We start from the raw sequence: 21,160 nt of genomic DNA, 5'->3' as shown, positions 1-21,160 counted from the left end.
AGCGGGGGTCTGACGATGGGGCGTCTTTGGGACAGGTGGACCGGTACGAAGCATCCCGCCGCCGGGGTCAGGCCCCTGCCGACCATGGAGGTGCGGGAGGCGCTGCTCGCACTCAACGGGCCCGACGTGCCGTTCCAGTTGCGCCACGGCTTTCCGAAGGAGAAGGCCGATCTGGTGGCGGAGCGTCGGATTCCGGAGCTGAAGCTGACCGTCAAGATCCGGATGCGGTTGGTTCCGGCGGCCCGTGAGGTGCGTGTGCTCGAAGAGCAGTGGGGCAACGTGTCGCACGAGTACTCCGACTGGCAGTACGGCCGTGGGGGCGCGACCCTGGTCGCCAGGGAGTGGAAGTTCGAGAAGGGCCCCGACGGCCGTCGCCGGTTCGTCGAGACGTTTCGGTACAGCTCGCGGGACATGAAGGACCCCCTGCGGGACGCCGTCCTCGCCGCCGGGTGGACCTGGCGGGGCGTGCTGCTCAAGTGGTGAGGGGGATGCGGGTCTCCGGTGGGTGAACATCCCCTGACGGGACGGCTGTTCGGGGTGTGGGGGCTCCGGTGGCCGGTCAGGATGCGGGCATGGTGGTGGATGTCAGACGGAACCTCGCCGGTGCGGTCTTCGCCGTCGTGCTGATGGGGGCCGCGCTCTGGTGGGTGTCGCTCCCCGATGCCGTGCGGGTGCCCGCACGGACCTGTGGGGGTGTGCTGCCGGGCAGGGAGGTCGCCGTGCTGTTGCCGTCGAAGACGCGGGGCGAGGGGTACGCGGAGTCCCGGGAGCCCGCCGACAGCGGTACCTGGTGCCGGATGACCGCCGGGGGCGGCGCCCTCTCGGTCGGCCACTACTGGCTCACCCCCGACGACGCCCGCAGCCGGGTGCGGGGCAACGCCCCCGTCCGGCTGGCGGAGGTCGAGGGGTACGCGAACGCTTATGCGGGGGTCCTCTACCTGCCCTGCCGGGCCCCCGCCGGTGCCGAGGCCCGCTGGCTCGCGGTCACCGTGTACCGGAGGGAGAGCCCGGTGGCGGGCGAGGGGGTGCCGCCCGGCAGCGCGCAGCCGCTGGCCGCCCTCGCCGCCGACGCGGCCCGCCACCTCGCCCCGCTCCTGCCCTGCGACCTCGGCTTCCGCATCGCCCCCGGCGCGCCGGTCGCGGGTACGGACGTCGTGGAGCCGGCCGCCCCCGCGACGGCTACTGCGCCTGGTGGGCGCGGGTGATCAGATCGGTGGCCACCTCCAGGGCGGCCTGGCGGGTCTCCTCCGGGTCGCCCTCCACGTGCTGGAGGAACATCATCCCCGCGTGCAGGGTGAACAGGGCGCTCACGCAGCGCACCTGGTCCGCCAGCGGCCCCTCTTCCGTGCGCAGCAGTTCCACCAGGGTGAAGAGCCGCTTCTTGACGGTCTCGCCGATGCTGAGCTCCCGCATCGTGGCCTGGTTCTCCTGCATGAAGCGGTACAGCTGCGCGCCCGAGGCCATCGCCTCGCTGTAGCGGCGCAGCACCTCCCGCTTGGTCTCCAGCGTCCGGGGCTGCCCCTGCGCCCACTCGATCAGCTCGTCGATGGGCCGCGTCGAGTCCTCGAAGACACTGATGATGATGTCTTCCTTGGTCTTGAAGTGGTAGTAGAGCGCCGCCTTGGTGACGTCCAGCCGCTCAGCGATCTCCCGCAGGGAGGTCTTCTCGTACCCCTGCTCGGCGAAGAGTTCCAGCGCGACGTCCTGGATGCGCTGGCGCGTGTTTCCGCGCTTGGCCTGCGGAGCGCTTCCGCTGGAACTGCTGGACATGACTCTCCCCACGAGAACTTACTTGACGCCCGGCTAGTGGCAGGGCTACCTTCCCCAGTGTAGTGAACTAGCCGGGCGGCAAGTAAGTGCCCGACCGAATGAAGAAGTGTCAGTACCAGGGGAGTGGACATGAGTGAGACGGTCAAGCAGGCGGACGCCTCGGGGGAGGTGAAGCCGCGCAGCGTGCGCGTCGTGCTCATGGCACTCATGATCGCCATGCTGCTCGCCATGCTAGACAACATGATCATCGGGACCGCGATGCCGACCATCGTCGGTGAGCTCGGTGGTCTCGAACACCTCTCCTGGGTGGTCACCGCCTACACCCTGGCGACCGCGGCCTCCACGCCGATCTGGGGCAAGATCGGTGACATGTACGGGCGCAAGGGCTCGTTCCTCACCTCGATCGTCATCTTCCTCATCGGCTCCGTGCTCAGCGGCATGGCCCAGGACATGGGCCAGCTCATCGGCTTCCGCGCGATCCAGGGTCTGGGCGCCGGCGGTCTGATGGTCGGCGTCATGGCGATCATCGGCGACCTGATCCCGCCCCGCGAGCGCGGCAAGTACCAGGGCATGATGGCCGGCGTGATGGCCCTCGCCATGATCGGCGGCCCGCTCGTCGGCGGCACCATCACCGACCACCTCGGCTGGCGCTGGGCCTTCTACATCAACCTCCCGCTCGGCGCCGTCGCCCTCGCGATGGTCACCGCCGTGCTGCACCTCCCCAAGAAGAAGGCCAAGGGGAAGATCGACTACCTGGGCGCGGCCCTGCTGACCGTCGCCATCACCTCGACCGTCCTCGTCACCACCTGGGGCGGCACCGAGTACGCCTGGGGTTCCGGTGAGATCATCGGCCTGATCGTCGTCGGCGTGCTCTCGCTCGCCGCCTTCCTCTACGCCGAGACCAAGGCCGCCGAGCCGGTCATGCCGCTGCACATCTTCCGCAGCCGCAACTTCACGCTGATGTCCGTGATCGGCTTCCTGGTCGGCTTCGCGATGTTCGGCGGCGTGCTCTACCTGCCGCTCTTCCAGCAGTCGGTGCAGGGCGCCTCCGCCACCAACTCGGGCCTGCTCCTGCTGCCGATGCTGCTCTCGATGATGGTCGTCTCCCTCATCGCGGGCCGGATCACCACCAGCAGCGGCAAGTACAAGATGTTCCCGATCATCGGCGGCGCGCTGATGGTCGTCGGGCTCTTCCTGCTCGCCTCCATGGACACCGGCACCACCCGCCTGGTCTCCGGCCTCTACATGGCCGTCCTCGGCGCCGGTCTCGGCTTCCTGATGCAGATCACCATGCTGGTCGCGCAGAACAGCGTCGACATGAAGGACATGGGCGTCGCCTCCTCCTCGGCGACCCTCTTCCGCACCCTGGGCGGCTCCTTCGGCGTGGCCCTGATGGGCTCGCTCTTCACCACCCAGGTCACGGACACCATGGCGGAGCGGCTCGGCCCGCAGGCCGCGAAGGCCGCGGGCTCCGCCCAGCTGGACGCCGCGAGCCTGGAGAAGCTGCCCGAGGCCGTCCGCGACGCCTACCAGCACGCGGTGGCCGCCGGTACGCACTCGGCGTTCCTGCTGGGCGCGTGCGTCGCCGTACTGGGCTTCGCGCTCGCCTGGTTCGTCAAGGAGGTCCCGCTGCGGGGCGCCGGTCCGGCCCAGGCAGGAGGCGAGGGCGCCAAGGCCGCCCCGGCTCCGCAGGACTCCCTCGCGCACTGAGCCGCGCGGCGCAGGTACGCACACCACGCACGGGTCCGGCCCGGGGAGCGATCCCCGGGCCGGACCCGTTCCGTATGCCGTGAGGCAGGAGGGGCGTAGGGGGCAATAAAGGACCAAAGTCCTTATTACCTGGAATTTATAGGGCAATCGGGCGGAACCCGGCCCGGTTCCAAGGCGTCATGACCCACAAGGACCCCCGCGGGTCCGGATGGGGAGTGGACACATGACGCGTACGCAGAAGCCGGGCCTGCGGGCCCGGATGGCGGTCGGGGCCTCGGCCGTGGCCGTCGCCGCGACCATCTGGGGCGTGACGGCCCTGGTCGCCACGGACGACCACACCACCCACCGGCAGGAGAACGCCGCGCGCCCGGGCGAAGCGGGCGGAGGGCCGGACGAGGGGGGCGGCGGGCCGGACGAGGGCGGCGGTGCCGGAGCCCCCACCGGTGCCGGTGCCGGGGGCGCGCCCGCCGCACCGGCGGGACTGCCCGACACCATCGCCCACGCCTCGGAGGGCGGCGGCAACACCGTCAACATCACCATCGACGACGGCCCCGACCCCCGCTGGACCCCCCAGGTCCTCGACGTCCTGGCCCGCCACGGCGTGAAGGCCGTCTTCTGTATGATCGGCCCGCAGGCCAAGGCCCACCCCGAGCTGGTCAGGCAGGTCGTCGCGGCCGGTCACCGGCTCTGCGACCACACCATGAACCACGACACGGCCATGGACAAGAAGCCCGCCGCGTACCAGGAGGCGCAGATCCTCGACGCGAAGAAGCTGATCGAGGAGGCGGCGGGCGGCGGCGCGAAGGTCGAGTACTACCGGGCCCCCGGCGGGGCCTTCACCCCCGACAGCCGGCGGATCGCCGCCGCCCACGGCATGCGCCCGCTCGGCTGGAACGTCGACACCAAGGACTTCGGCAGGCCCGGGACCGCCGCCATCGTCGACGCCGTCAAGCGCGAGATCGGCAACGGCCCCACGGTGCTCTTCCACGACGGGGGCGGCGACCGCCGGCAGACCGTCGAGGCCTTGGACCAGGTGCTGACCTGGCTGAAGGAGCAGGGCCGGCCGACCGGCTTCCCGGTCCGCACCGCGCCCTGAGACCGCGCCCTGGAACCGCCCCCTGGAACCGCCCCTGACACGCCGCCCGGCGGCGAACGGGTGAGGGTCGCCGCGTCCGCGGCCGCCACGGTGTTCCCTGGTCGCGCACGCAGCACCGTACGCCGCCCGCACCCGCCCAGGAGCCCCCGTGATCGACCCCACCCAGCTGACCGACCCCACCGTCCGCGCCTTCGTCACCGCCGTCAACGCCGGGGACCGCACCGCCTTCCACGCGGTCCTGACCCCCGGCGCGACCATGTCCGACGACGGCTCGGACCGCGACGTCGACGACTGGACGGAGCGGGAGATCTGGTCCTGCCACGGCCACATGTCGGTCGACTCCGAAGCCGACGGGGGCCGCTCCCTGGTCGTCGACTACCGCAACGACACCTGGGGCGAGATGCGCACCGCCTGGCGGTTCGAGGTCGCCGACGGCCACGTCGTCCGTTTCGAGACCGGCCAGGCCTGATCCCGGGGCCCGGAGCCCCCGGGCCGCGGGGCTACAGCCCCCGCGCCACCTTCAGCACCGCCGCCGTCAGCGGGCCGTTCTCCGGGGCCGTGCCGCCCGGGAAGCCGAAGCGGCGGCGCGTGTACCCGTACGCGATGCCCGTGACCGGGTCGGCGAAGCCCAGCCCGCCCGACGCGGCGCAGTGCCCGAAGGCCTCCGGGCCCACCGCGTGCTGCCGCTCGAAGCCCAGGCCGAAGTGGTCGGCCTCCGGGACGACCGAGTCCGCGCCCGGGGTGTGCGGCCGCGCCACGTCCGCCAGCGTGTCCGGCTTCAGCAGCGCCGGGAGGCCGCCCAGCCCGCCGATCGCCGCCGCGTACAGGTCCGCCACCGCGCGCGCCGTGCCGACGCCGCCCGCGGAGGCCGGGCCCCGGCCCTTGACCTGCGGGTGGTTGGCGTAGGCGACCAGGTCCATGGCGGGCTCCCGGTGCCAGTTGAAGGCGATCTTCATCAGCTCCGGCAGCGGCTCGCCCGCGGCCAGCAGCTCCAGCTGGGCCGGGGTCGGCACCATCTCCAGCACCGGCTTCCAGCGGCCCTCCTCGGAGGCCGGCAGCCCCATGTACAGGTCCAGCCCGTACGGGGCCCGCACCCGCTCCTCGTAGACCTCCTGCAGGGAGCGGCCGGTCACCCGCCGCACCACCTCGCCCGTCAGGGCGCCGATCACGAAGGCGTGGTAGCCGTACGCCGTCCCGGGCTCCCAGTAGGGCTTCGCCTCCGCCAGCCGCGCCGCGACCAGGGCGTCGTCCGCGATCTCCTCGTACGAGAAGCCCTCCGGGGTGTTGATCAGCCCGGAGCCGTGCGCGACCAGCTGCCGCACCGTCAGCCGCTCCTTGCCGTGCCCCGTGAACTCCGGCCAGTACGAGGACACCGGACGCTCCAGGTCCAGTACGCCCTCCTGCGCCAGCAGGGCCACCACCAGGTGCGCCGCACCCTTGGTGATCGAGTAGACCCCGGTCAGGGTGTCCCCCTCGGTGTCCTCGCCACCCCACAGGTCGACGACGACGCGCCCGTGGTGACGCACCGACAGCTGTGCCTCGGGCGAGACGTGTTCGCCGGTCACGAAGGCCTCGAACTCCTCCCGCACCGGCTCCCAGCCCGCCGCCACCGTTCCGTTCACGGTCACGCTCATGACATCCCCCGTTTGGTCGGCACGCGGATCTTTCCGCCGTGTCCGTGGCAGCCAACCAGAGGCGGTGGGATCGTATTCCTGTCGTATCCGGGAATGTGTCACCTGCGCGGACCCGGTCCGCTCCCTTACGGGTGAACGCGCCCGCGGCGTCGTTCCGGCCCGCCGCGGGCCCCCGTTGGACCGTGCATGAACCGCACCCGCACCGTCGCCCTCAGCCTCGCCGCCACCGTCGCGGCCCTCGCGCCCGCCCTCGGGCAGGCCGCCGCCACCGCCGCGCCGGGCACGGCCTACCTCCAGGACCCGGCAGGGGACGAGCACGCGATGAAGTCCATGTGGACCAAGGACGACATGCACAAGGTGGAGGGACAGCTCCGGTTCCACCCGGGAGTGCAGTACAAGACGGTGACCCGCTCCGGTCCGCCGGAGGCACCCGAGTGGAAGCGCCAGGTGGGCGACCCCAAGACGCTGGCCTGGCAGCCCTCGTACGAGTTCGCCTGGGCGGTCTCCGACTCGGCGCTCGTGAAGAAGGCCCTGACCACCAAGGACGGCAACCAGCCGATCGTGCTCCACGCGGTGCTGCGCGACGCGAAGGGGGCCGTGGCGGGCGAGGTGCGCAAGGAGCTGTCGGGGCAGCCGGCGACCGGGCGTCAGAAGGTGGCGGGGAACAAGCGGATCGCGTGCGACACCGGTCGGTACACGGTGGAGTGGTCGGTCACCCGGACCGGCTACGGGACGCTGACGGGCAGCCTGCCCTGGGACTCCAGCTGCGAGCAGTACCGGACGGCGTTCGCCGCGGAGAACGGGGCGCACTAGCCGCGCGGAGCGGAGCGGAGGGGGCGGAGGGGGGGAGGTGAGGGGAGGCCTGGCGCCCCGGCACCTTGTGGGTGCTCGGCGGGCGACCGGGCCGGGGCCTTTGATCAAGGCCGTCACGGTCATTGTGCCGCACGGGATGGGTGCGGGCGGTGGGTCGAAGGTCCCGGATCGGGAGGTGCTTCAGTGCTTCTTCCCGGCCTCGGCGGCCTTCGCGGCCATGCCCTCCAGGACGGCCTTCGGGTCGCCGCCCGGTTCCACGGCCCGCCCGATGCCGCGCTTGATGGTGTCGCTGACCGTCACCCACGTCGGGTCGTTGACGGGGTAGAGCTGGGCGCCGCGCAGGGCGGTCAGGAACTGCTCGTCGGTCCTGTCGAGACCCCCGCCCGAGGGGGTGCGGGAGGCCGAGACCGTCGAGGGCAGCAGGTGGTAGCGGCCCGCGAAGTCCGACAGGTACTTGTCCGCGTAGACGAAGTCGAGGAACTTGCCGATCTCGACGCGGTGGTCGTTCTGCTTGAAGGCGATCATCCAGTCGGCCACGCCCACGGTCGGCGGGGTCTCGCCCGCACCCAGGCTGTCCGAGACCGGCATGGCCACGGCGCCGACGGTGATGCCCTTGGCCCGGGCCTCGTGGGAGAGCGAGGGGTAGCCGTTGAGCATCCCGACCTCGCCGCGCAGGAAGGCGGCGAAGGCGTCCGCGCGGTTGAACTGCGAGGGCGGCGTCGGGCCGGTCAGGCCGGGGGCGACCAGCTGGTCCCTGAGCCAGCGCAGGGTGTAGATGTTCGCGTCGGAGGCCAGGGCGTAGTTGCCGCTGCTGTCGGCGTAGCCGCCGCCGTTGCTCAGCTCCCAGATCAGCGTCTCGGCGTGCGCCTCCTCGGGACCCAGCGGAAGGGCGTAGGGGTACTTCACGCCCTTGTCCTTGAGCGCTTTGGCGGCGGCCTTCAGGTCGGACCAGTTCTTCGGCTGCCAGGTCGCCGTGGGGTCCTTGGGGATGACCCCGGCGTCGGCGAGCAGCTTCTGGTTGTAGAAGAGCAGACGGCTGCTCGCCACGAAGGGCAGGCCGTAGAGGGTGTTCCCGACCGAGCCCGCCTCGGCGAGGGGCTGGAGGAAGTTCGATTCGGCGGTGATGGAGAGGAGCTCGTCCGCGGAATACAGCTTGCCCTGGGCCGCGAAGTCCGAGTACGAGCCCATCAGGGCCATGTCGGGGGCCTTGCCGGCCTTGACCATACGGGAGACCTCGCGGTCGATGTCGGCCCAGGGAAGCAGCTGGACCTCGACCTTGATGTCCGGGTTGGCCGCGGTGAAATCCTTCGTCACCTGGTCCCAGAAAGCCTTGGAACTGTTGCCCGCATTGTCGCCGTATTCGGCCGCGACCAGGCGCAGGGTTCCGCTGCCACTCGACCCGGCCGCGGAACTTCCGCAGCCGGACAGCGGTATCAACAGGCCGAACACGGCCGCCGTGGCGGCAGCGCCGAACATTCTTCGTCGCACGGGTGGGTACCCCTGATTTTCTTTTGAGGCCGGATATTACTTATGAGTTGCTCCGGGCTGGGGTGTCCCTCCGTGGCCCGTTGGCCGGAATTCTCTCCTGAGGGTGGCGGGGTCGATTCCATTGGGTGGGCAGTTGTGTTCAATGCTCCAAATTCAGCAATTCCCATTCGTGTTTTCCGATGTGGGGTCCGTGAATCGGACGCGCGTAGACCTGCGTAGACATGCCGAAAAGCCCGTTTCCGGTGGGGAAACGGGCTGAAGGGCGGTGCGGGTGGCGGGCGGCCGGCCGGCTAGTCGGCGAACTCGCCCGCGTAGGGGTCGGGCTCGCCCGTCTCGGGGTTGCGGCCCTCCTGCCAGCGGCGCTGGGCCTTGCGCCAGTGCACGAAGCTGAGGTGGCCGCCGTCCCAGAAGGTGATGCCGACGGGGCTCACGTCGAACTCGTCGGAGCACAGCAGCAGCAGGAACTCCGCCATGCCGTACGGGTACACCGCGAAGGCGTCGGCGGTGTGCCGTCCGACGACGAGGACCGGCCACCGGTCCGGGTCCGGGTCGGTGGTCAGCCAGCACAGGATGTCGGCGCCGCCGGTGACGCCCCACGCGACGATCGACTCCGGGTCCACGTCGAAGGCGGCCCGGCCGCCCCCGTCCTCCCAGGCCTGCCGGGCGTTGGCGGTCTCCTCCGACATCTCCGCCGGGTCCCACTGGAGTCCGGGCTTGGGCAGCGGCAGCAGGATGCTGGCCTCGCCGTTGATGGAACCGGCCCCGTAACGCCCCATGAAGGCCACGAAGTCGGCCGGGAACCGGGTGCCCCAGACGGCCTCGGCCGCCTGCCAGTCGACGTCCTCGTCGGCGCCGTGCGTCGCCGGCATGATCTGCTCCAGCGCCTTGATCCGCGCGTTCTCCGTCATGCCGCTCCCCTGCGCGCCCCAGCTCAACCGCCTCAACCTACCGCCCGAGCGCCCGCGGACCTAAGGGCTGTCGAGACGGCCCCGCGGCAGCACCCCGACCAGGACCCCGGGGCGCAGCCCCCAGCCCGCCATCGCGCCCGCCTCCGCCTCCAGGACGTGCCGGGACAGCGGGCGGGGCAGGCCCAGACGGCCCGGCGGCATCGTCACCACGGCCCGGACCCGCAGGCTCCGGTCCAGGTAGGCCACGTCGATCGCGAACCGCATCCGGAAGGTGTGCACGCTCGCCGCCGGGGTCAGCAGCAGGGCCCCCTCGACGCCGTCCCGCCCCAGGAGCCCGCGCGTCCGGGCCCGGTACGAGGCGGCCACCTCCAGCGGCACCTCCACCCCGCCGACCCGCAGGATCCCGTACCCGTCCTCCCACCGCGTCATGGCGGCCACCCTAGGGGTCACGCGCACGGCCCTCCAGCCCTCGGCCCGGGGGAACCGGGGAAGGGGAAACGGCCGCGGGGCCGGTGCGCCGCGGTCTACCGTCGGCGGATGGGTCACGCCGTGATCGTCCTGCTCGCCGTCGCGTACGGCGCCGCCGCCGGGCTGGGGCTGCCGCGCGCCGCGTACCGGCTGTCCGTGGAGCCCGGGGAGCCCTGGCGGCGCAGCTGCCCCCGGGGGCATCCGCTCGCCGGGTGGCTCGGCCCCGCCCGCTGCGCCGGGCGCCGCTACGGGCCCGCGGGGGCCTGGGCGGCCTCCGGAGCCGTCTGCGGGGCGCTCGCCGCCGCCGTGGGCCCGCGCCCCGAGGCGGCGGCGTACGTACTGCTCGCCCCGGCGCTGGTGCTGCTGGCCCTCGTCGACCTCGCCGTGCACCGGCTGCCCGACGTGCTCACCCTGCCGCTGGCCGCCGCCACCGCCGCGCTCCTCGGCGCCGCCGCGCTGCTGCCCGGCGCCGCCGGGTCGTGGCGGCTCGCGCTCCTGGGCGGGGGCGCGCTCGGGGCCGCGTACCTCCTGCTGTTCCTGATCAACCCCGCCGGGATGGGCCTGGGCGACGTCAAGCTGGCGCTCCCGCTCGGGGTCGCTCTTGGGTGGTACGGGTGGGGGGTATGGCTCGCCGGAGCCTTCCTGGGGCTGCTCTACGGGGCCCTGTACGGCCTCGGCCTGCTGCTCAGGGGCCGGGCGACCCGTACGACGGGCTTCGCCTTCGGCCCCTTCATGGCCGCCGGAGCCCTCACCGGAGTGCTGCTGGGCGGATTCGGAGCGTAATCGTTTCGCGGCAATGCACGCATCACGCTTTACGAAGGGTTATGGTGGAACCCCCCCCTCGGGCCGGTCCGTATCCCCCCCACGGACCGGCCCGTTTTTTTCTTTCAGCCCCTTCCGGGCAAAAGCGCAGGTCAGCCGCGCTGGGCCCAGATGTTGGTGCCGGGGGTGGAGACGGCGAAGGAGTCGATCTCCTTCAGCTCCTCCGCGGACAGCGGCGCCCCGGCCAGTGCGGCCACGTTCTCCTCCAGCTGCCGGACGCTCGACGCGCCGATCAGCGCGGAGGTCATCCGCTCGTCGCGCAGCACCCACGTCAGCGCCAGCTGCGCCAGCGACTGCCCGCGCCGCGCGGCGATCTCGTTCAGGCCGGCGAGGCGGCCGCGCACGTCCTCGGAGAGCAGGTCCGGGTTGAGGGACTTGCCCTGGGAGGCCCGCGAGCCCTCCGGGATGCCGCCCAGGTACTTGCCGGTCAGCAGGCCCTGCGCGAGCGGCGCGAAGGAGATGCAGCCCATGCCGGCCTCCTCCAGGGTGTCCAGCAGCCCGTCCTCCTCCGTCCAGCGGTTGATCATGGAGTACGAGGGCTGGTGGATCAGCGGCCGCACGCCCATCCCGCGCAGGATCCGCGCGGCCTCGGCCGTCTGCTCCGCCGTGTACGAGGACACGCCGACGTAGAGCGCCTTGCCCTGCTGGACCGCGGACGCGAGCGCGCCCATGGTCTCCTCCAGCGGGGTCTCCGGGTCGAAGCGGTGCGAGTAGAAGACGTCGACGTAGTCCACGCCCATCCGCTTCAGCGAGGCGTCGAGCGAGCCGAGGAGGTACTTGCGGCTGCCCCACTCACCGTAGGGGCCCGGGTGCATCAGGTAGCCGGCCTTGGTGGAGAGCACCAGCTCCTCGCGGTAGGACGCGAAGTCCTGCGCGAAGATCTTGCCGAAGTTCAGCTCGGCCGAGCCGGGCGGCGGGCCGTAGTTGTTGGCCAGGTCGAAGTGGGTGACGCCGAGGTCGAAGGCGCGGCGGAGGATGGCCCGCTGGGACTCCAGGGACCTGTCGTCGCCGAAGTTGTGCCAGAGGCCGAGGGAGATGGCCGGAAGCTTGAGGCCGCTGTGGCCGGTGCGCCGGTACTGCATGGAGTCGTAGCGCGAGGGCTCTGCCCGATAGGGATTGTTATCAGTCACGATGTCCTCCCTATCACGGACTTGTGACCGACCGAGTTGGGTACCCGATCCCGCCGCGCAGTAATGTGGCCGCCTCGGGGGAGACCGCAATCCGCACGGGGGCATTGCACGGAGGGGCTGGAAGATCGTGAAGCTGCGCGACCTGGTGTACAGGCTCTATGCACGCCGGGTGGAAGGCCGTCTGGACCACGACGCGTCGCCCAAGCACATCGGCGTCATCCTGGACGGGAACCGGCGCTGGGCCAAGGCGTCGGGGAGCTCCACGGTGCAGGGCCATCAGGCCGGCGCCGACAAGATCTCCGAGATGCTGGGCTGGTGCACCGAGACGGACGTCGAGGTCGTCACCCTGTGGATGCTGTCCACGGACAACCTGGACCGGCCGGAGGTGGAACTCCGCCCACTGCTCAACATCATCGAGAACACGGTCCGGGGCCTCGCCGCGGACGGCCGCTGGCGCGTCCACCACGTGGGCAACCTCGACATCCTGCCCGCACAGACCCAGTCCGTGCTCAAGGAGGCCGAGCAGGCCACGCACGACGTCGACGGGATACTCGTCAACGTCGCCGTGGGCTACGGCGGCCGCCAGGAGATCGCCGACGCCGTGCGCTCGCTGCTCCTGGAGCACGCCGAGAAGGGCACCTCCTTCGAGGAGCTCGCCGAGGTCCTCGACATCGACCACATCGCCGAGCACCTCTACACGCGCGGCCAGCCCGATCCGGACCTCGTGATCCGCACCAGCGGCGAGCAGCGGCTGTCCGGATTCATGCTGTGGCAGAGCGCCCACTCGGAGTACTACTTCTGCGAGGTCTTCTGGCCGGCCTTCCGCAAGGTCGACTTCCTGCGCGCCCTGCGCGACTACGCCGCCCGCCACCGGCGCTACGGCACCTGACCCCGCGGATCTGACGCCCCTTCGGCCCCTCCCGCCCCCTCGCGCAGCCTTCACCAGGGATTCACCGAGCGTCCGTCATATGCCATGGCATGACGGCGCACGTTCGAGGGCATAAGCCAGGCAGGTCGACGCCCGATCCACGGGTGTCGAGTCTCAGCGGACGGCACAGGGCCGTCCGCCCGGGAGGCCCTTTGCACCAGGACGCGCGTGCGGTTCGCACGGACGGATTGGAGGGCCGGAATTCGGCCCTGGCATGGGTGCCGTTGACCGGTCCGGTCTTCATGGCCCGACCTCTTCCGAGGGGGTACGTCCTTCCGTGGTGACCAGCACAAAGCGCCGCCTGCCCGACAGGCGGACCTACGTCCTCGACACCAGCGTCCTGCTGGCAGACCCCAACGCGTTCTCCCGCTTCGACGAGCACGAGGTCGTGCTCCCGATCGTGGTGATCACCGAGCTGGAGGCAAAGAGGCACCATCCCGAACTCGGCTACTTCGCGCGTCAGGCCCTGCGCCTGCTCGACGACTTCCGGGTCCGCTACGGTCGCCTCGACGCCCCCATCCCGCTGGGCGATCTGGGCGGCACCCTGCGCGTCGAGCTCAACCACTCCGACCCGGGCGTCCTGCCCGCCGGCTTCCGGCTGGGGGACAACGACTCGCGCATCCTCGCGGTCGCCCGCAACCTCCAGGCCGAGGGCTACGACGTCACGGTCGTCTCGAAGGACCTTCCCCTACGCATCAAGGCCTCCTCCGTGGGGCTGCTCGCGGAGGAGTACCGCGCGGAACTCGCGATCACCGGCGCCGGCTGGACCGGCATGAGCGAGCTCGCCCTCTCCGGGGAGCAGGTGGACCTCCTCTACTCGGAGGAGCGGCTCTACGTACCGGAGGCCGCGGAGCTGCCCGTGCACACCGGACTGGTCCTCCAGTCCGAGCGGGGCAAGGCCCTCGGCCGGGTCACGGCCGACGGGAACGTGAAGCTCGTCCGGGGCGACCGGGAGGCCTTCGGGCTGCACGGCCGCAGCGCCGAACAGCGCATCGCCCTCGACCTGCTCCTCGACCCGGAGATCGGGATCATGTCGATGGGCGGCCGGGCCGGCACCGGCAAGTCGGCGCTGGCCCTCTGCGCGGGCCTGGAGGCGGTCCTGGAGCGCAGGCAGCACAAGAAGGTGATGGTCTTCCGGCCGCTGTACGCGGTCGGCGGCCAGGACCTCGGGTACCTGCCCGGCGACGCGTCCGAGAAGATGAGCCCCTGGGCGCAGGCGGTCTTCGACACCCTCTCGGCGGTGGCCGGGCGCGAGGTCATCGAGGAGGTGCTGGGCCGCGGGATGCTGGAGGTCCTGCCGCTCACGCACATCCGCGGACGCTCGCTCCACGACTCCTTCGTGATCGTGGACGAGGCGCAGTCGCTGGAGCGCAACGTCCTGCTGACCGTTCTGTCCCGGATCGGGGCCAATTCGCGGGTGGTCCTGACCCACGACGTGGCCCAGCGGGACAATCTGCGGGTCGGCCGGTACGACGGAGTGGTCGCCGTCGTTGAGAAGCTGAAGGGGCATCCGCTCTTCGCCCACGTCACGCTGACCCGTTCCGAGCGCTCCCCGATCGCGGCCCTGGTCACCGAGATGCTCGAAACGCTCTGACCGGCACCGATCGCCCACCCGGCCCGAAAGGGTCAAAAACCCCATAGCGGGAAGGCGAGTTGGCGCCGCCCGGCAAAGGCCCAGGAGCCTAGCCGGGCGGCGCCGTGCTGCACAGGGCTTTGTCGAAAACAACGGCAACATGCCAGGTGTGACCTTTCCCACGCAACGTGGAATTGCCCTGCGGCGTCGCGGTCCGGCAGAGTCTGTTTTCCGTCAGGCCCCGCATACGGCACACCTGTATCTCTCGCGGGATACGCGCAGCACCACAACTCCACAGCCGATGTCCGTATGCCGCCCGGTTTCACGCGGCAGCTCCCGCAGGGGAGTTGCCCACGGGCCCGCGTCTCCAGTGACCGCACCACCACGGAGACCAGTGTCGAGGGGGCACTCTCGCGCCCGTGCGGTCACTGCGGACGCTGCTGGAAGGACACCGTGTGAGCCGGATCTCGGTCCGGGGGTTCGCAGTGGCTTCGGCCACCGCGGTCACCACCGTCGGCGCAGTCGTCGGAGTCGCCACCGGCGACGCCGCCACCTCGAACGACATCGAGACCACCGCATCGGGTGCGACTCTCCTCAGCGAAATCCCGGTCGGCGAGCAGGCCCAGGTCCAGAGCGCGTCCCTGACGCAGCAGGCCGACGCCATCGCCCACGCCGCCGACACCGACGCCAAGCGCTCGGCGGAAGAGGCTGCCCGCATCCAGGCCGCCGAGGACGCCAAGTCCAAGAAGGCCGACGCCGAGAAGGCGGAGAAGGCCAAGAAGGACGAGGCCGACGCCAAGCTCAAGAAGGAGCGCGAGGAGAAGGACGAGGTCGCGAGCCGGTCCGCCACGCGCGACGCCGGCGACTTCCCGCTCCAGGGCTCCTACACGGTCTCCCAGGTCAAGGCGATCGCCCAGCAGCTGGTCCCCTCGGGCCAGTTCCAGTGCTTCTCGAACATCATCAACGAGGAGTCCACCTGGAACTACCAGGCGGTCAACTCCTCCTCGGGCGCCTACGGCCTGGTCCAGGCGCTCCCCGGTTCGAAGATGGCCTCGGCCGGCTCGGACTGGCGCACCAACCCGGCCACCCAGATCAAGTGGGGCCTGGGCTACATGAACGAGCGCTACGGCAGCCCGTGCAGCGCCTGGAGCTTCCACCAGGCCAACGGCTGGTACTAGCGGATCCGCCTCCGGGCCGGTTCAACCTTGAGGGGCCCCGCACCGTCCTACGGTGCGGGGCCCCTCGCGTGTACGGTCGTGAGAGGTGTGACCGCAGGGCGGGGGAAGGGAACGAGATGTCGAAGAGGGCAGGCTGGCTCGGCCGGCTCGGCAGCAGACTGAGCCGGATGGAGGCGCGCCTCGACGAACGGCGGGCCGAAGTCGAGGCCGAGGCCACCGGGGAGCCGGTGGCGCCCGCCGCCGTCGAGGCGCCGCTCCCCGTACCGCAGGCCCCCGCAGGGGCGTTGCCGGCCCCGGGCAGGCCCGATCCGGTGACCGTCATCCCTTGGGGCATGCGCGTGGCCGCCGAGGCCTCCTGGCGGCTGCTGCTGCTCGCCGGGATGCTCTGGGTGCTGATGAAGGTGATCAGTGAAGTCCGGCTGGTCGTCCTCGCCTTCGCGGCCGCCCTGCTGGTGACCGCACTGCTCCAGCCCTTCGTGGTCCGGCTGCGCAGGCTCGGGCTGCCGAGGGGGCTGGCCACCGCCGTCACGGCGATCCTCGGCTTCGTCGTCATCGGACTGGTCGGCTGGTTCGTGGTCTGGCAGGTCATGGAGAACCTCGACGACCTCTCCAACCGGCTGCGCGAGGGCATCAACGAGCTCAAGAGCTGGGCGCTGGACAGTCCGTTCCACGTGACCGAGAAGCAGATCAACGACATCGCGAAGAACCTCAGCGAGACGATCGGCACCAACACCGAGGAGATCACCTCCGCCGGGCTCCAGGGCGTGACGGTCCTCGTCGAGGTGCTGACGGGCATGCTGCTCGCGATGTTCTCGACGCTCTTCCTGCTCTACGACGGCGCGAAGATCTGGAACTGGGTGCTCGGCCTGGTCCCGGCCGCAGCCCGCCCCGGGCTCGCGGGCGCCGGTCCGCGCGCCTGGCGCACGCTCACCGCGTACGTGCGCGGCACCGTCCTGGTCGCGCTCATCGACGCCGTCTTCATCGGCCTCGGGCTGTACTTCCTCGACGTGACGATGGCCGTGCCGCTGGCCGTGTTCATCTTCCTGTTCGCCTTCATCCCGCTGGTCGGTGCCGTGGTCTCCGGGGCGCTGGCCGTGGTCGTGGCGCTGGTGACGCAGGGGCCGTTCATCGCCCTGATGGTGCTGCTGGTGGTGCTGGCGGTGCAGCAGATCGAGGGGCACGTGCTCCAGCCCTTCATCCTGGGCCGCGCGGTACGGGTCCACCCGCTCGCGGTGGTGCTCTCGGTCGCGGCCGGCGGCCTGATCGCGGGGATCGGCGGCGCGGTGGTCGCCGTACCGCTGGTCGCCGTCACGAACACGGTCGTCGGCTACCTGCGGGCCCACGCCCGCGAGCGGCACCTGCCGTCCGTCGCGATGGGTCCGGCTCCGCACGGCGCCACGGCGACGTCCGTGGCCGTGACGGGGCCGGGGGCGGGCGATGATCAGCGAGCCTGAGCTCGTGGGGGAGTGGTCCGCGGGCCGGCCCGCCGAGGAGGCCGGACCGGACCCCGCGCCCCCGCCCCCGTCCCGGGGCGGCGGGCGCGCGCCGTGGTGGTGGGCGCTGGGCGGGGCGGCGCTGGCCTCGGTGGTGTGGGCGGGCGCCCTGGCGGTGCAGGACCGTTCCGCCGCGGCCGGTCCGCCGGTCCGCTACCGGCACGCCGAGAACCTCTGCGACGAGACGCCCCTGAAGATGCTCGCCGCGATGGGCGGCTCGATCGACGGGCGCAGGCCCAAGCACGGCGAGAGCCCCGCGCAGGACTGGGCCTACTGCTCGATCGGCACGAGCGGCGGCGAGGGACGGCTCGCCTACGAGCACCAGGTCCTGGTCGAGCTCCACAAGAAGCTCGATCCGGAGCCGGAGTTCGGCGCCGGTCCGGGGCTGGAGCCCGGCATGCGGCCGGTGAGCGCCGAGGTGGAGCAGGTCCCCGGGCTCGGGGAACGGGCGCTGATGAGCACGGCGGTGGGCTGGCCCCAGCTCCAGGTGCTCGACGGCGGGGCGGTCTTCACCCTGACCACCCGCTGGTACGGCGTGGACGGTCCGGACAGCGCGCAGGAGCCGGACGAGGACGCGGTCAAGGCCGCGATGATCGAGGACATGCGCGCCCTGATGGCCCGGCTGCGCAGGTGAACGCGGAGGGCCCCCACGGCCGGTGACGGCTGTGGGGGCCCTGTCGTTCGCGCGGGTGACTACGCGCGGGTGACTACTCGGCGGCCAGGGCCGCTTCGGCGTCGAGGGTGACGGCGACGGCCTGGATCACCGAGGCGATCTTGAAGGCCTCCTGGACGGTCTCGCGGTCGACGCCGGCCTTGCGCAGGACCTGCTCGTGCGAGTCCAGGCACTGGCCGCAGCCGTTGACCGCGGAGACCGCGAGCGACCACAGCTCGAAGTCGATCTTCTCCACGCCGGGGTTGCCGATGACGTTCATCCGCAGGCCCGCGCGCAGCGTCCCGTACTCCGGGTCGGAGAGCAGGTGGCGCGTGCGGTAGAAGACGTTGTTCATCGCCATGATCGCCGCGGCGGACTTGGCGGCGGTGTACGCCTCGGGCGACAGGGCCGCCTTCGCCTCCGGCTCCAGCTCGCGCAGGACGCGCGGGGAGCGGGAAGCGATCGCGCAGGACAGGACGGTGCCCCACAGCTGCTGCTGCGAGAGGGTGTCCTGATTGCCGATGACCGAACCGAGGTTCAGCTTCAGGTCCTTGGCGAAGTCCGGTATGGCGGACTTGAGGGAGTCGAGGGACATCCGTCACTCACCGGCCAGCAGGGCGCCCGCGTTGATGGTGTCGTCGCCCTTGTTCCAGTTGCAGGGGCACAGCTCGTCGGTCTGCAGGGCGTCGAGGACCCGCAGGACCTCCTTGGGGTTACGGCCCACGGAACCGGCGGTCACCATCGAGAACTGGATCTCGTTGTTCGGGTCCACGATGAAGACGGCGCGCATCGGCAGGCCGTCCTCGCCGAGGATGCCCAGCTCGGTCGACAGCTCGCGCTTGATGTCGGACATCATCGGGAAGGGCAGGTCACGCAGGTCGGCGTGGTCCTTGCGCCAGGCGTGGTGGACGTACTCGGAGTCGAGGGAGAAGCCGAGGACCTGCGCGTCGCGGTCGGCGAACTCCTCGTTCAGCTTGCCGAAGGCGGCGATCTCCGTCGGGCACACGAAGGTGAAGTCCAGCGGCCACGCGAAGACGACCTTCCACTTGCCCTCGTAGGTCTTGTGGTCGATCTGGGCGAACTCGCTGCCGGCTTCGAGGGAGACGCAGGCGGTCAGGTCGTAGCTGGGGAACTTGTCACCGACAGTGAGCACGAACTCTCCTTGCGAACGGGAAAGTGACCCTTTTGGGGGCTTTCCGAAGGGGTTGGACGGATCTCACATGCTGGCACAGCTGCATTGATTACGGAAATAGCTACTCTTGTGCCGGGTGATCGGAGGTACCTATCAGTGGCTGTCGGTAAGAGGGGACCCCAGCAGATGAAGCAGGCGAGGCAGAGCAGGCAGCCGACGCTGGCCCAGCTGCGCGCCTTCGCGGCGGTCGCCGAGCACCTGCACTTCCGGGACGCCGCCGCGGCGATCGGCATGAGCCAGCCCGCGCTCTCGGGCGCCGTCTCCGCGCTGGAGGAGGCCCTCGGGGTGCAGTTGCTGGAGCGCACCACCCGCAAGGTGCTGCTCTCCCCGGCGGGCGAGCGGATCGCCGCCCGCGCGCGCGGCGTGCTCGATGCGATGGGCGGGCTGCTGGAGGAGGCCGAGGCGGTCCGGGCCCCCTTCACCGGGGTGCTGCGGCTCGGGGTGATCCCCACCGTGGCCCCGTACCTGCTGCCGACCGTGCTCGGGCTCTTCCAGCGGCGCTACCCGCGCATGGACCTCCAGGTGCACGAGGAGCAGACGGCCTCACTGCTGGAGGGGCTGGCCGGCGGACGCCTGGACCTGCTGCTGCTAGCGGTGCCGCTGGGCATGCCGGGCGTCACCGAACTGCCGCTCTTCGACGAGGACTTCGTCCTGCTGGCCCCGCGCGAGCACCCGCTGGCCGGGCGGCGCGACATCCCGCGCGAGGAACTGCGCGGCCTCCAGCTGCTGTTGCTCGACGAGGGTCACTGCCTGCGCGACCAGGCCCTGGACATCTGCCGCGAGGCGGGCCGCAGCGCGGGGGCGGACGTCACCACCACCGCCGCCGGACTGTCCACGCTCGTCCAGCTGGTCGCGGGCGGACTCGGGGTCACCCTGCTGCCCCGCACCGCCCTGCGCCTGGAGACCGCCCGCAACGAGCACCTGGCCACCGGCTGCTTCGCCGAGCCTGCCCCCTCACGGCGGATCGCGCTGGCCATGCGCACCGGGACGGCCCGGCAGGAGGAGTTCCGCGCCGTCGCCGCCGCACTGCGCGAGGCGGTGCGCCCGCTCCCGGTATGGCCCACCGACTGAGACGGCCGCCCGGGGCGCCGGTGGGGAGTCGGTTCAGGCGTCCGGGTTGATGCGGGGGCGGCCGCGTGGCGGGATGGGGGCGGCGCCTCCGGGGAGGCGGCCCGTCTCCGACAGGGCCCGGCGCAGCAGGAACTCGATCTGCGCGTTGGCGCTGCGCAGCTCCTCGCCGGCCCAGCGCGCGAGCGCGTCGTAGACCTGCGGGTCCAGGCGCAGGAGCACCTGCTTGCGCGCCTGCCGTGCGGTCCGGGGGGCGGGCCGCCCCGCCCCCGGGTCCTCGGGGCCGGGGGTCACTGGTAGAGGGTCCCGGTGTTGATGACGGGCTGGGCCGCGCGGTCGCCGCAGAGCACCACCATCAGGTTCGACACCATGGAGGCCTTGCGTTCCGGGTCCAGGTCCACGATCTCCTCCTCGGCCAGTCGCGTCAGGGCCAGTTCCACCATGCCCACCGCGCCCTCGACGATCTGCTTGCGGGCCGCCACGACCGCGCCGGCCTGCTGGCGCTGGAGCATCGCGGAGGCGATCTCCGGAGCGTACGCGAGATGGGTGAAGCGGGACTCGATGATCTCCACGCCCGCGGTCTCCACCCGGGTGGAGAGCTCCGCCGAGAGCTTCTCGGTGATCTCCTCCGCGTTGCCGCGCAGCGAGAGCCCGCCCTCGTCGTGGGCGTCGTAGGGGTACTCGATCGCGATGTGCCGCACGGCCGTCTCGGTCTGCGTCTCGACGAACTCCGTGAAGTCCTCGACCTCGAACACCGCGCGCGCGGTCTCGGAGACCCGCCAGACCACGACGGCGGCGAGCTCGATCGGGTTGCCGTAGGCGTCGTTGACCTTCAGGACGGCCGTCTCGTGGTTGCGGACCCGGGTGGAGATCTTCCTGCGGGAGGTCAGCGGGTTGACCCAGCGCAGTCCGTCCGCCCGGATCGTGCCGCGGTAGCGGCCGAAGAGCTGGACCACGCGGGCCTCACCGGGGGCCACGGTGTTCAGTCCCATCATGGCGAACAGCGAACCGAGGACCAGCAGGACGCCGGCCGTGATCATGGCGGCCTTGGGTCCCGTCGCGGTCGCCGCCGCGCCGCAGGCGATCAGGCCCACCCCGGCCGCGGTGCCCAACAGGCCCAGCAGCAGGGCCAGTCCGCCTCCGACGCTGTGCGCCGCGAACTCCCGGATCTCGCTCGGTCGCCGGTCGGCTGCGGTTGTCATGGATTACCCCCGTTTGATGTGGGGCGTCCGGCCGC

Annotated in this window: 23 protein-coding genes; 13 read left to right on the top strand and 10 right to left on the bottom strand. The window is 71.4% G+C overall.

Features of this window, described 5'->3' with window-relative positions; translation table 11 throughout:
* Positions 1 to 84: 84 nt before the first annotated feature.
* Together SLAV_RS14330 and SLAV_RS41010 are read left to right on the top strand one after the other, a co-directional pair.
* Entirely contained in the window at positions 85 to 483 is a 399-nt protein-coding gene (locus SLAV_RS14330; protein WP_335341780.1) for a hypothetical protein, read from the top strand.
* Positions 484 to 572: 89 nt separating this feature from the next.
* Entirely contained in the window at positions 573 to 1,205 is a 633-nt protein-coding gene (locus tag SLAV_RS41010; RefSeq protein WP_030226275.1) for a hypothetical protein, read from the top strand.
* Here SLAV_RS41010 and SLAV_RS14320 read toward each other — a convergent pair.
* Positions 1,180 to 1,770 (bottom strand): TetR/AcrR family transcriptional regulator, encoded by a 591-nt coding sequence (locus SLAV_RS14320; protein ID WP_030226274.1) that lies wholly within the window; start codon positions 1,768 to 1,770, stop codon positions 1,180 to 1,182. The two genes, SLAV_RS41010 and SLAV_RS14320, sit on opposite strands and share 26 nt — an antisense overlap.
* A 129-nt stretch (positions 1,771 to 1,899) precedes the next feature.
* Here SLAV_RS14320 and SLAV_RS14315 point away from each other — a divergent pair, with 129 nt between their 5' ends.
* From SLAV_RS14315 to SLAV_RS14305, 3 genes are all read left to right on the top strand, one after another.
* Positions 1,900 to 3,480: an MDR family MFS transporter gene (locus SLAV_RS14315; protein WP_030226272.1), complete on the top strand. Its 1,581-nt coding sequence runs from the start codon at positions 1,900 to 1,902 to the stop codon at positions 3,478 to 3,480.
* A gap of 223 nt (positions 3,481 to 3,703) precedes the next feature.
* Positions 3,704 to 4,576: a polysaccharide deacetylase family protein gene (locus SLAV_RS14310; RefSeq protein WP_030226268.1), complete on the top strand. Its 873-nt coding sequence runs from the start codon at positions 3,704 to 3,706 to the stop codon at positions 4,574 to 4,576.
* Positions 4,577 to 4,724: 148 nt separating this feature from the next.
* Positions 4,725 to 5,045, top strand: a complete 321-nt coding sequence (locus tag SLAV_RS14305) for a hypothetical protein (RefSeq protein ID WP_030226266.1) — start codon at positions 4,725 to 4,727, stop codon at positions 5,043 to 5,045.
* A gap of 31 nt (positions 5,046 to 5,076) precedes the next feature.
* On the opposite strand, the gene SLAV_RS14300 is transcribed toward SLAV_RS14305, so the two are convergent.
* A complete protein-coding gene (locus tag SLAV_RS14300) occupies positions 5,077 to 6,210 on the bottom strand; it encodes an EstA family serine hydrolase (protein ID WP_030226263.1) in 1,134 nt (377 codons plus the stop codon).
* A 186-nt stretch (positions 6,211 to 6,396) separates the two neighbouring features.
* Here SLAV_RS14300 and SLAV_RS14295 point away from each other — a divergent pair, with 186 nt between their 5' ends.
* On the top strand, positions 6,397 to 7,023 hold the full coding sequence (locus SLAV_RS14295) for a hypothetical protein (RefSeq protein ID WP_030226260.1): 627 nt from the start codon (positions 6,397 to 6,399) through the stop codon (positions 7,021 to 7,023).
* A gap of 180 nt (positions 7,024 to 7,203) precedes the next feature.
* Here SLAV_RS14295 and SLAV_RS14290 read toward each other — a convergent pair whose 3' ends face one another.
* From SLAV_RS14290 to SLAV_RS14280, 3 genes are all read right to left on the bottom strand, one after another.
* On the bottom strand, positions 7,204 to 8,511 hold the full coding sequence (locus tag SLAV_RS14290) for an extracellular solute-binding protein (protein ID WP_449489005.1): 1,308 nt from the start codon (positions 8,509 to 8,511) through the stop codon (positions 7,204 to 7,206).
* Between the two features lie 290 nt (positions 8,512 to 8,801).
* Positions 8,802 to 9,419 carry an SMI1/KNR4 family protein gene (locus tag SLAV_RS14285; protein ID WP_030226256.1) on the bottom strand — a complete coding sequence of 206 codons (618 nt, stop codon included), beginning with the start codon at positions 9,417 to 9,419 and terminating at the stop codon, positions 8,802 to 8,804.
* A 60-nt stretch (positions 9,420 to 9,479) separates the two neighbouring features.
* Positions 9,480 to 9,848 (bottom strand): DUF192 domain-containing protein, encoded by a 369-nt coding sequence (locus tag SLAV_RS14280; protein ID WP_030226254.1) that lies wholly within the window; start codon positions 9,846 to 9,848, stop codon positions 9,480 to 9,482.
* A 108-nt stretch (positions 9,849 to 9,956) separates the two neighbouring features.
* Between SLAV_RS14280 and SLAV_RS14275 the strand changes: the two genes are divergently transcribed.
* Positions 9,957 to 10,670: a prepilin peptidase gene (locus SLAV_RS14275; protein ID WP_030226253.1), complete on the top strand. Its 714-nt coding sequence runs from the start codon at positions 9,957 to 9,959 to the stop codon at positions 10,668 to 10,670.
* Between the two features lie 131 nt (positions 10,671 to 10,801).
* On the opposite strand, the gene mgrA is transcribed toward SLAV_RS14275, so the two are convergent.
* A complete protein-coding gene (mgrA, locus tag SLAV_RS14270; RefSeq protein ID WP_030226251.1) occupies positions 10,802 to 11,839 on the bottom strand; it encodes an L-glyceraldehyde 3-phosphate reductase in 1,038 nt (345 codons plus the stop codon).
* 127 nt (positions 11,840 to 11,966) lie between these two features.
* On the opposite strand from mgrA, the gene SLAV_RS14265 reads away from it, so the two are divergent.
* The 5 genes from SLAV_RS14265 (at position 11,967) to SLAV_RS14245 (ending at position 17,645) form a co-directional block, all read left to right on the top strand.
* The gene (locus SLAV_RS14265; protein WP_030226248.1) at positions 11,967 to 12,728 is read left to right on the top strand and encodes an isoprenyl transferase; all 762 of its coding nucleotides are present in this window, start codon (positions 11,967 to 11,969) and stop codon (positions 12,726 to 12,728) included.
* A gap of 316 nt (positions 12,729 to 13,044) precedes the next feature.
* Entirely contained in the window at positions 13,045 to 14,361 is a 1,317-nt protein-coding gene (phoH2, locus tag SLAV_RS14260) for an RNA 5'-3' helicase PhoH2 (protein WP_030226246.1), read from the top strand.
* 434 nt (positions 14,362 to 14,795) lie between these two features.
* Positions 14,796 to 15,518, top strand: a complete 723-nt coding sequence (locus SLAV_RS14255) for an aggregation-promoting factor C-terminal-like domain-containing protein (protein ID WP_030226243.1) — start codon at positions 14,796 to 14,798, stop codon at positions 15,516 to 15,518.
* A gap of 116 nt (positions 15,519 to 15,634) precedes the next feature.
* Positions 15,635 to 16,972, top strand: coding sequence for an AI-2E family transporter (locus tag SLAV_RS14250; RefSeq protein WP_037686316.1), 1,338 nt, complete (start codon positions 15,635 to 15,637; stop codon positions 16,970 to 16,972).
* Positions 16,956 to 17,645 carry a hypothetical protein gene (locus tag SLAV_RS14245; RefSeq protein WP_030226240.1) on the top strand — a complete coding sequence of 230 codons (690 nt, stop codon included), beginning with the start codon at positions 16,956 to 16,958 and terminating at the stop codon, positions 17,643 to 17,645. Before SLAV_RS14250 ends, SLAV_RS14245 begins: the two co-directional genes overlap by 17 nt.
* A 73-nt stretch (positions 17,646 to 17,718) precedes the next feature.
* Here the strand turns inward: SLAV_RS14245 and SLAV_RS14240 are convergent, their stop codons facing one another.
* Together SLAV_RS14240 and SLAV_RS14235 are read right to left on the bottom strand one after the other, a co-directional pair.
* Positions 17,719 to 18,258 carry an alkyl hydroperoxide reductase gene (locus SLAV_RS14240; protein ID WP_030226238.1) on the bottom strand — a complete coding sequence of 180 codons (540 nt, stop codon included), beginning with the start codon at positions 18,256 to 18,258 and terminating at the stop codon, positions 17,719 to 17,721.
* Positions 18,259 to 18,261: 3 nt separating this feature from the next.
* Entirely contained in the window at positions 18,262 to 18,816 is a 555-nt protein-coding gene (locus tag SLAV_RS14235; protein WP_030226236.1) for a peroxiredoxin, read from the bottom strand.
* Positions 18,817 to 18,981: 165 nt separating this feature from the next.
* Between SLAV_RS14235 and SLAV_RS14230 the strand changes: the two genes are divergently transcribed.
* Positions 18,982 to 19,926: a hydrogen peroxide-inducible genes activator gene (locus tag SLAV_RS14230; RefSeq protein WP_030226234.1), complete on the top strand. Its 945-nt coding sequence runs from the start codon at positions 18,982 to 18,984 to the stop codon at positions 19,924 to 19,926.
* 33 nt (positions 19,927 to 19,959) lie between these two features.
* Here the strand turns inward: SLAV_RS14230 and SLAV_RS14225 are convergent, their stop codons facing one another.
* Complete coding sequence (locus SLAV_RS14225; RefSeq protein ID WP_030226233.1) at positions 19,960 to 20,217, bottom strand: type II toxin-antitoxin system antitoxin; 258 nt, start codon at positions 20,215 to 20,217, stop codon at positions 19,960 to 19,962.
* Positions 20,214 to 21,125, bottom strand: a complete 912-nt coding sequence (locus tag SLAV_RS14220) for an SPFH domain-containing protein (RefSeq protein WP_030226231.1) — start codon at positions 21,123 to 21,125, stop codon at positions 20,214 to 20,216. The genes SLAV_RS14225 and SLAV_RS14220 overlap by 4 nt, the downstream gene beginning before the upstream one ends.
* Between the last annotated feature and the right edge of the window lie 35 nt (positions 21,126 to 21,160).

The organism is Streptomyces lavendulae subsp. lavendulae (assembly GCF_002803845.1).
Classification (GTDB): domain Bacteria; phylum Actinomycetota; class Actinomycetes; order Streptomycetales; family Streptomycetaceae; genus Streptomyces; species Streptomyces lavendulae.
The sequence above is the reverse complement of the archived record's forward strand: the minus strand, read 5'-3'. Positions and strand labels throughout refer to the sequence as shown.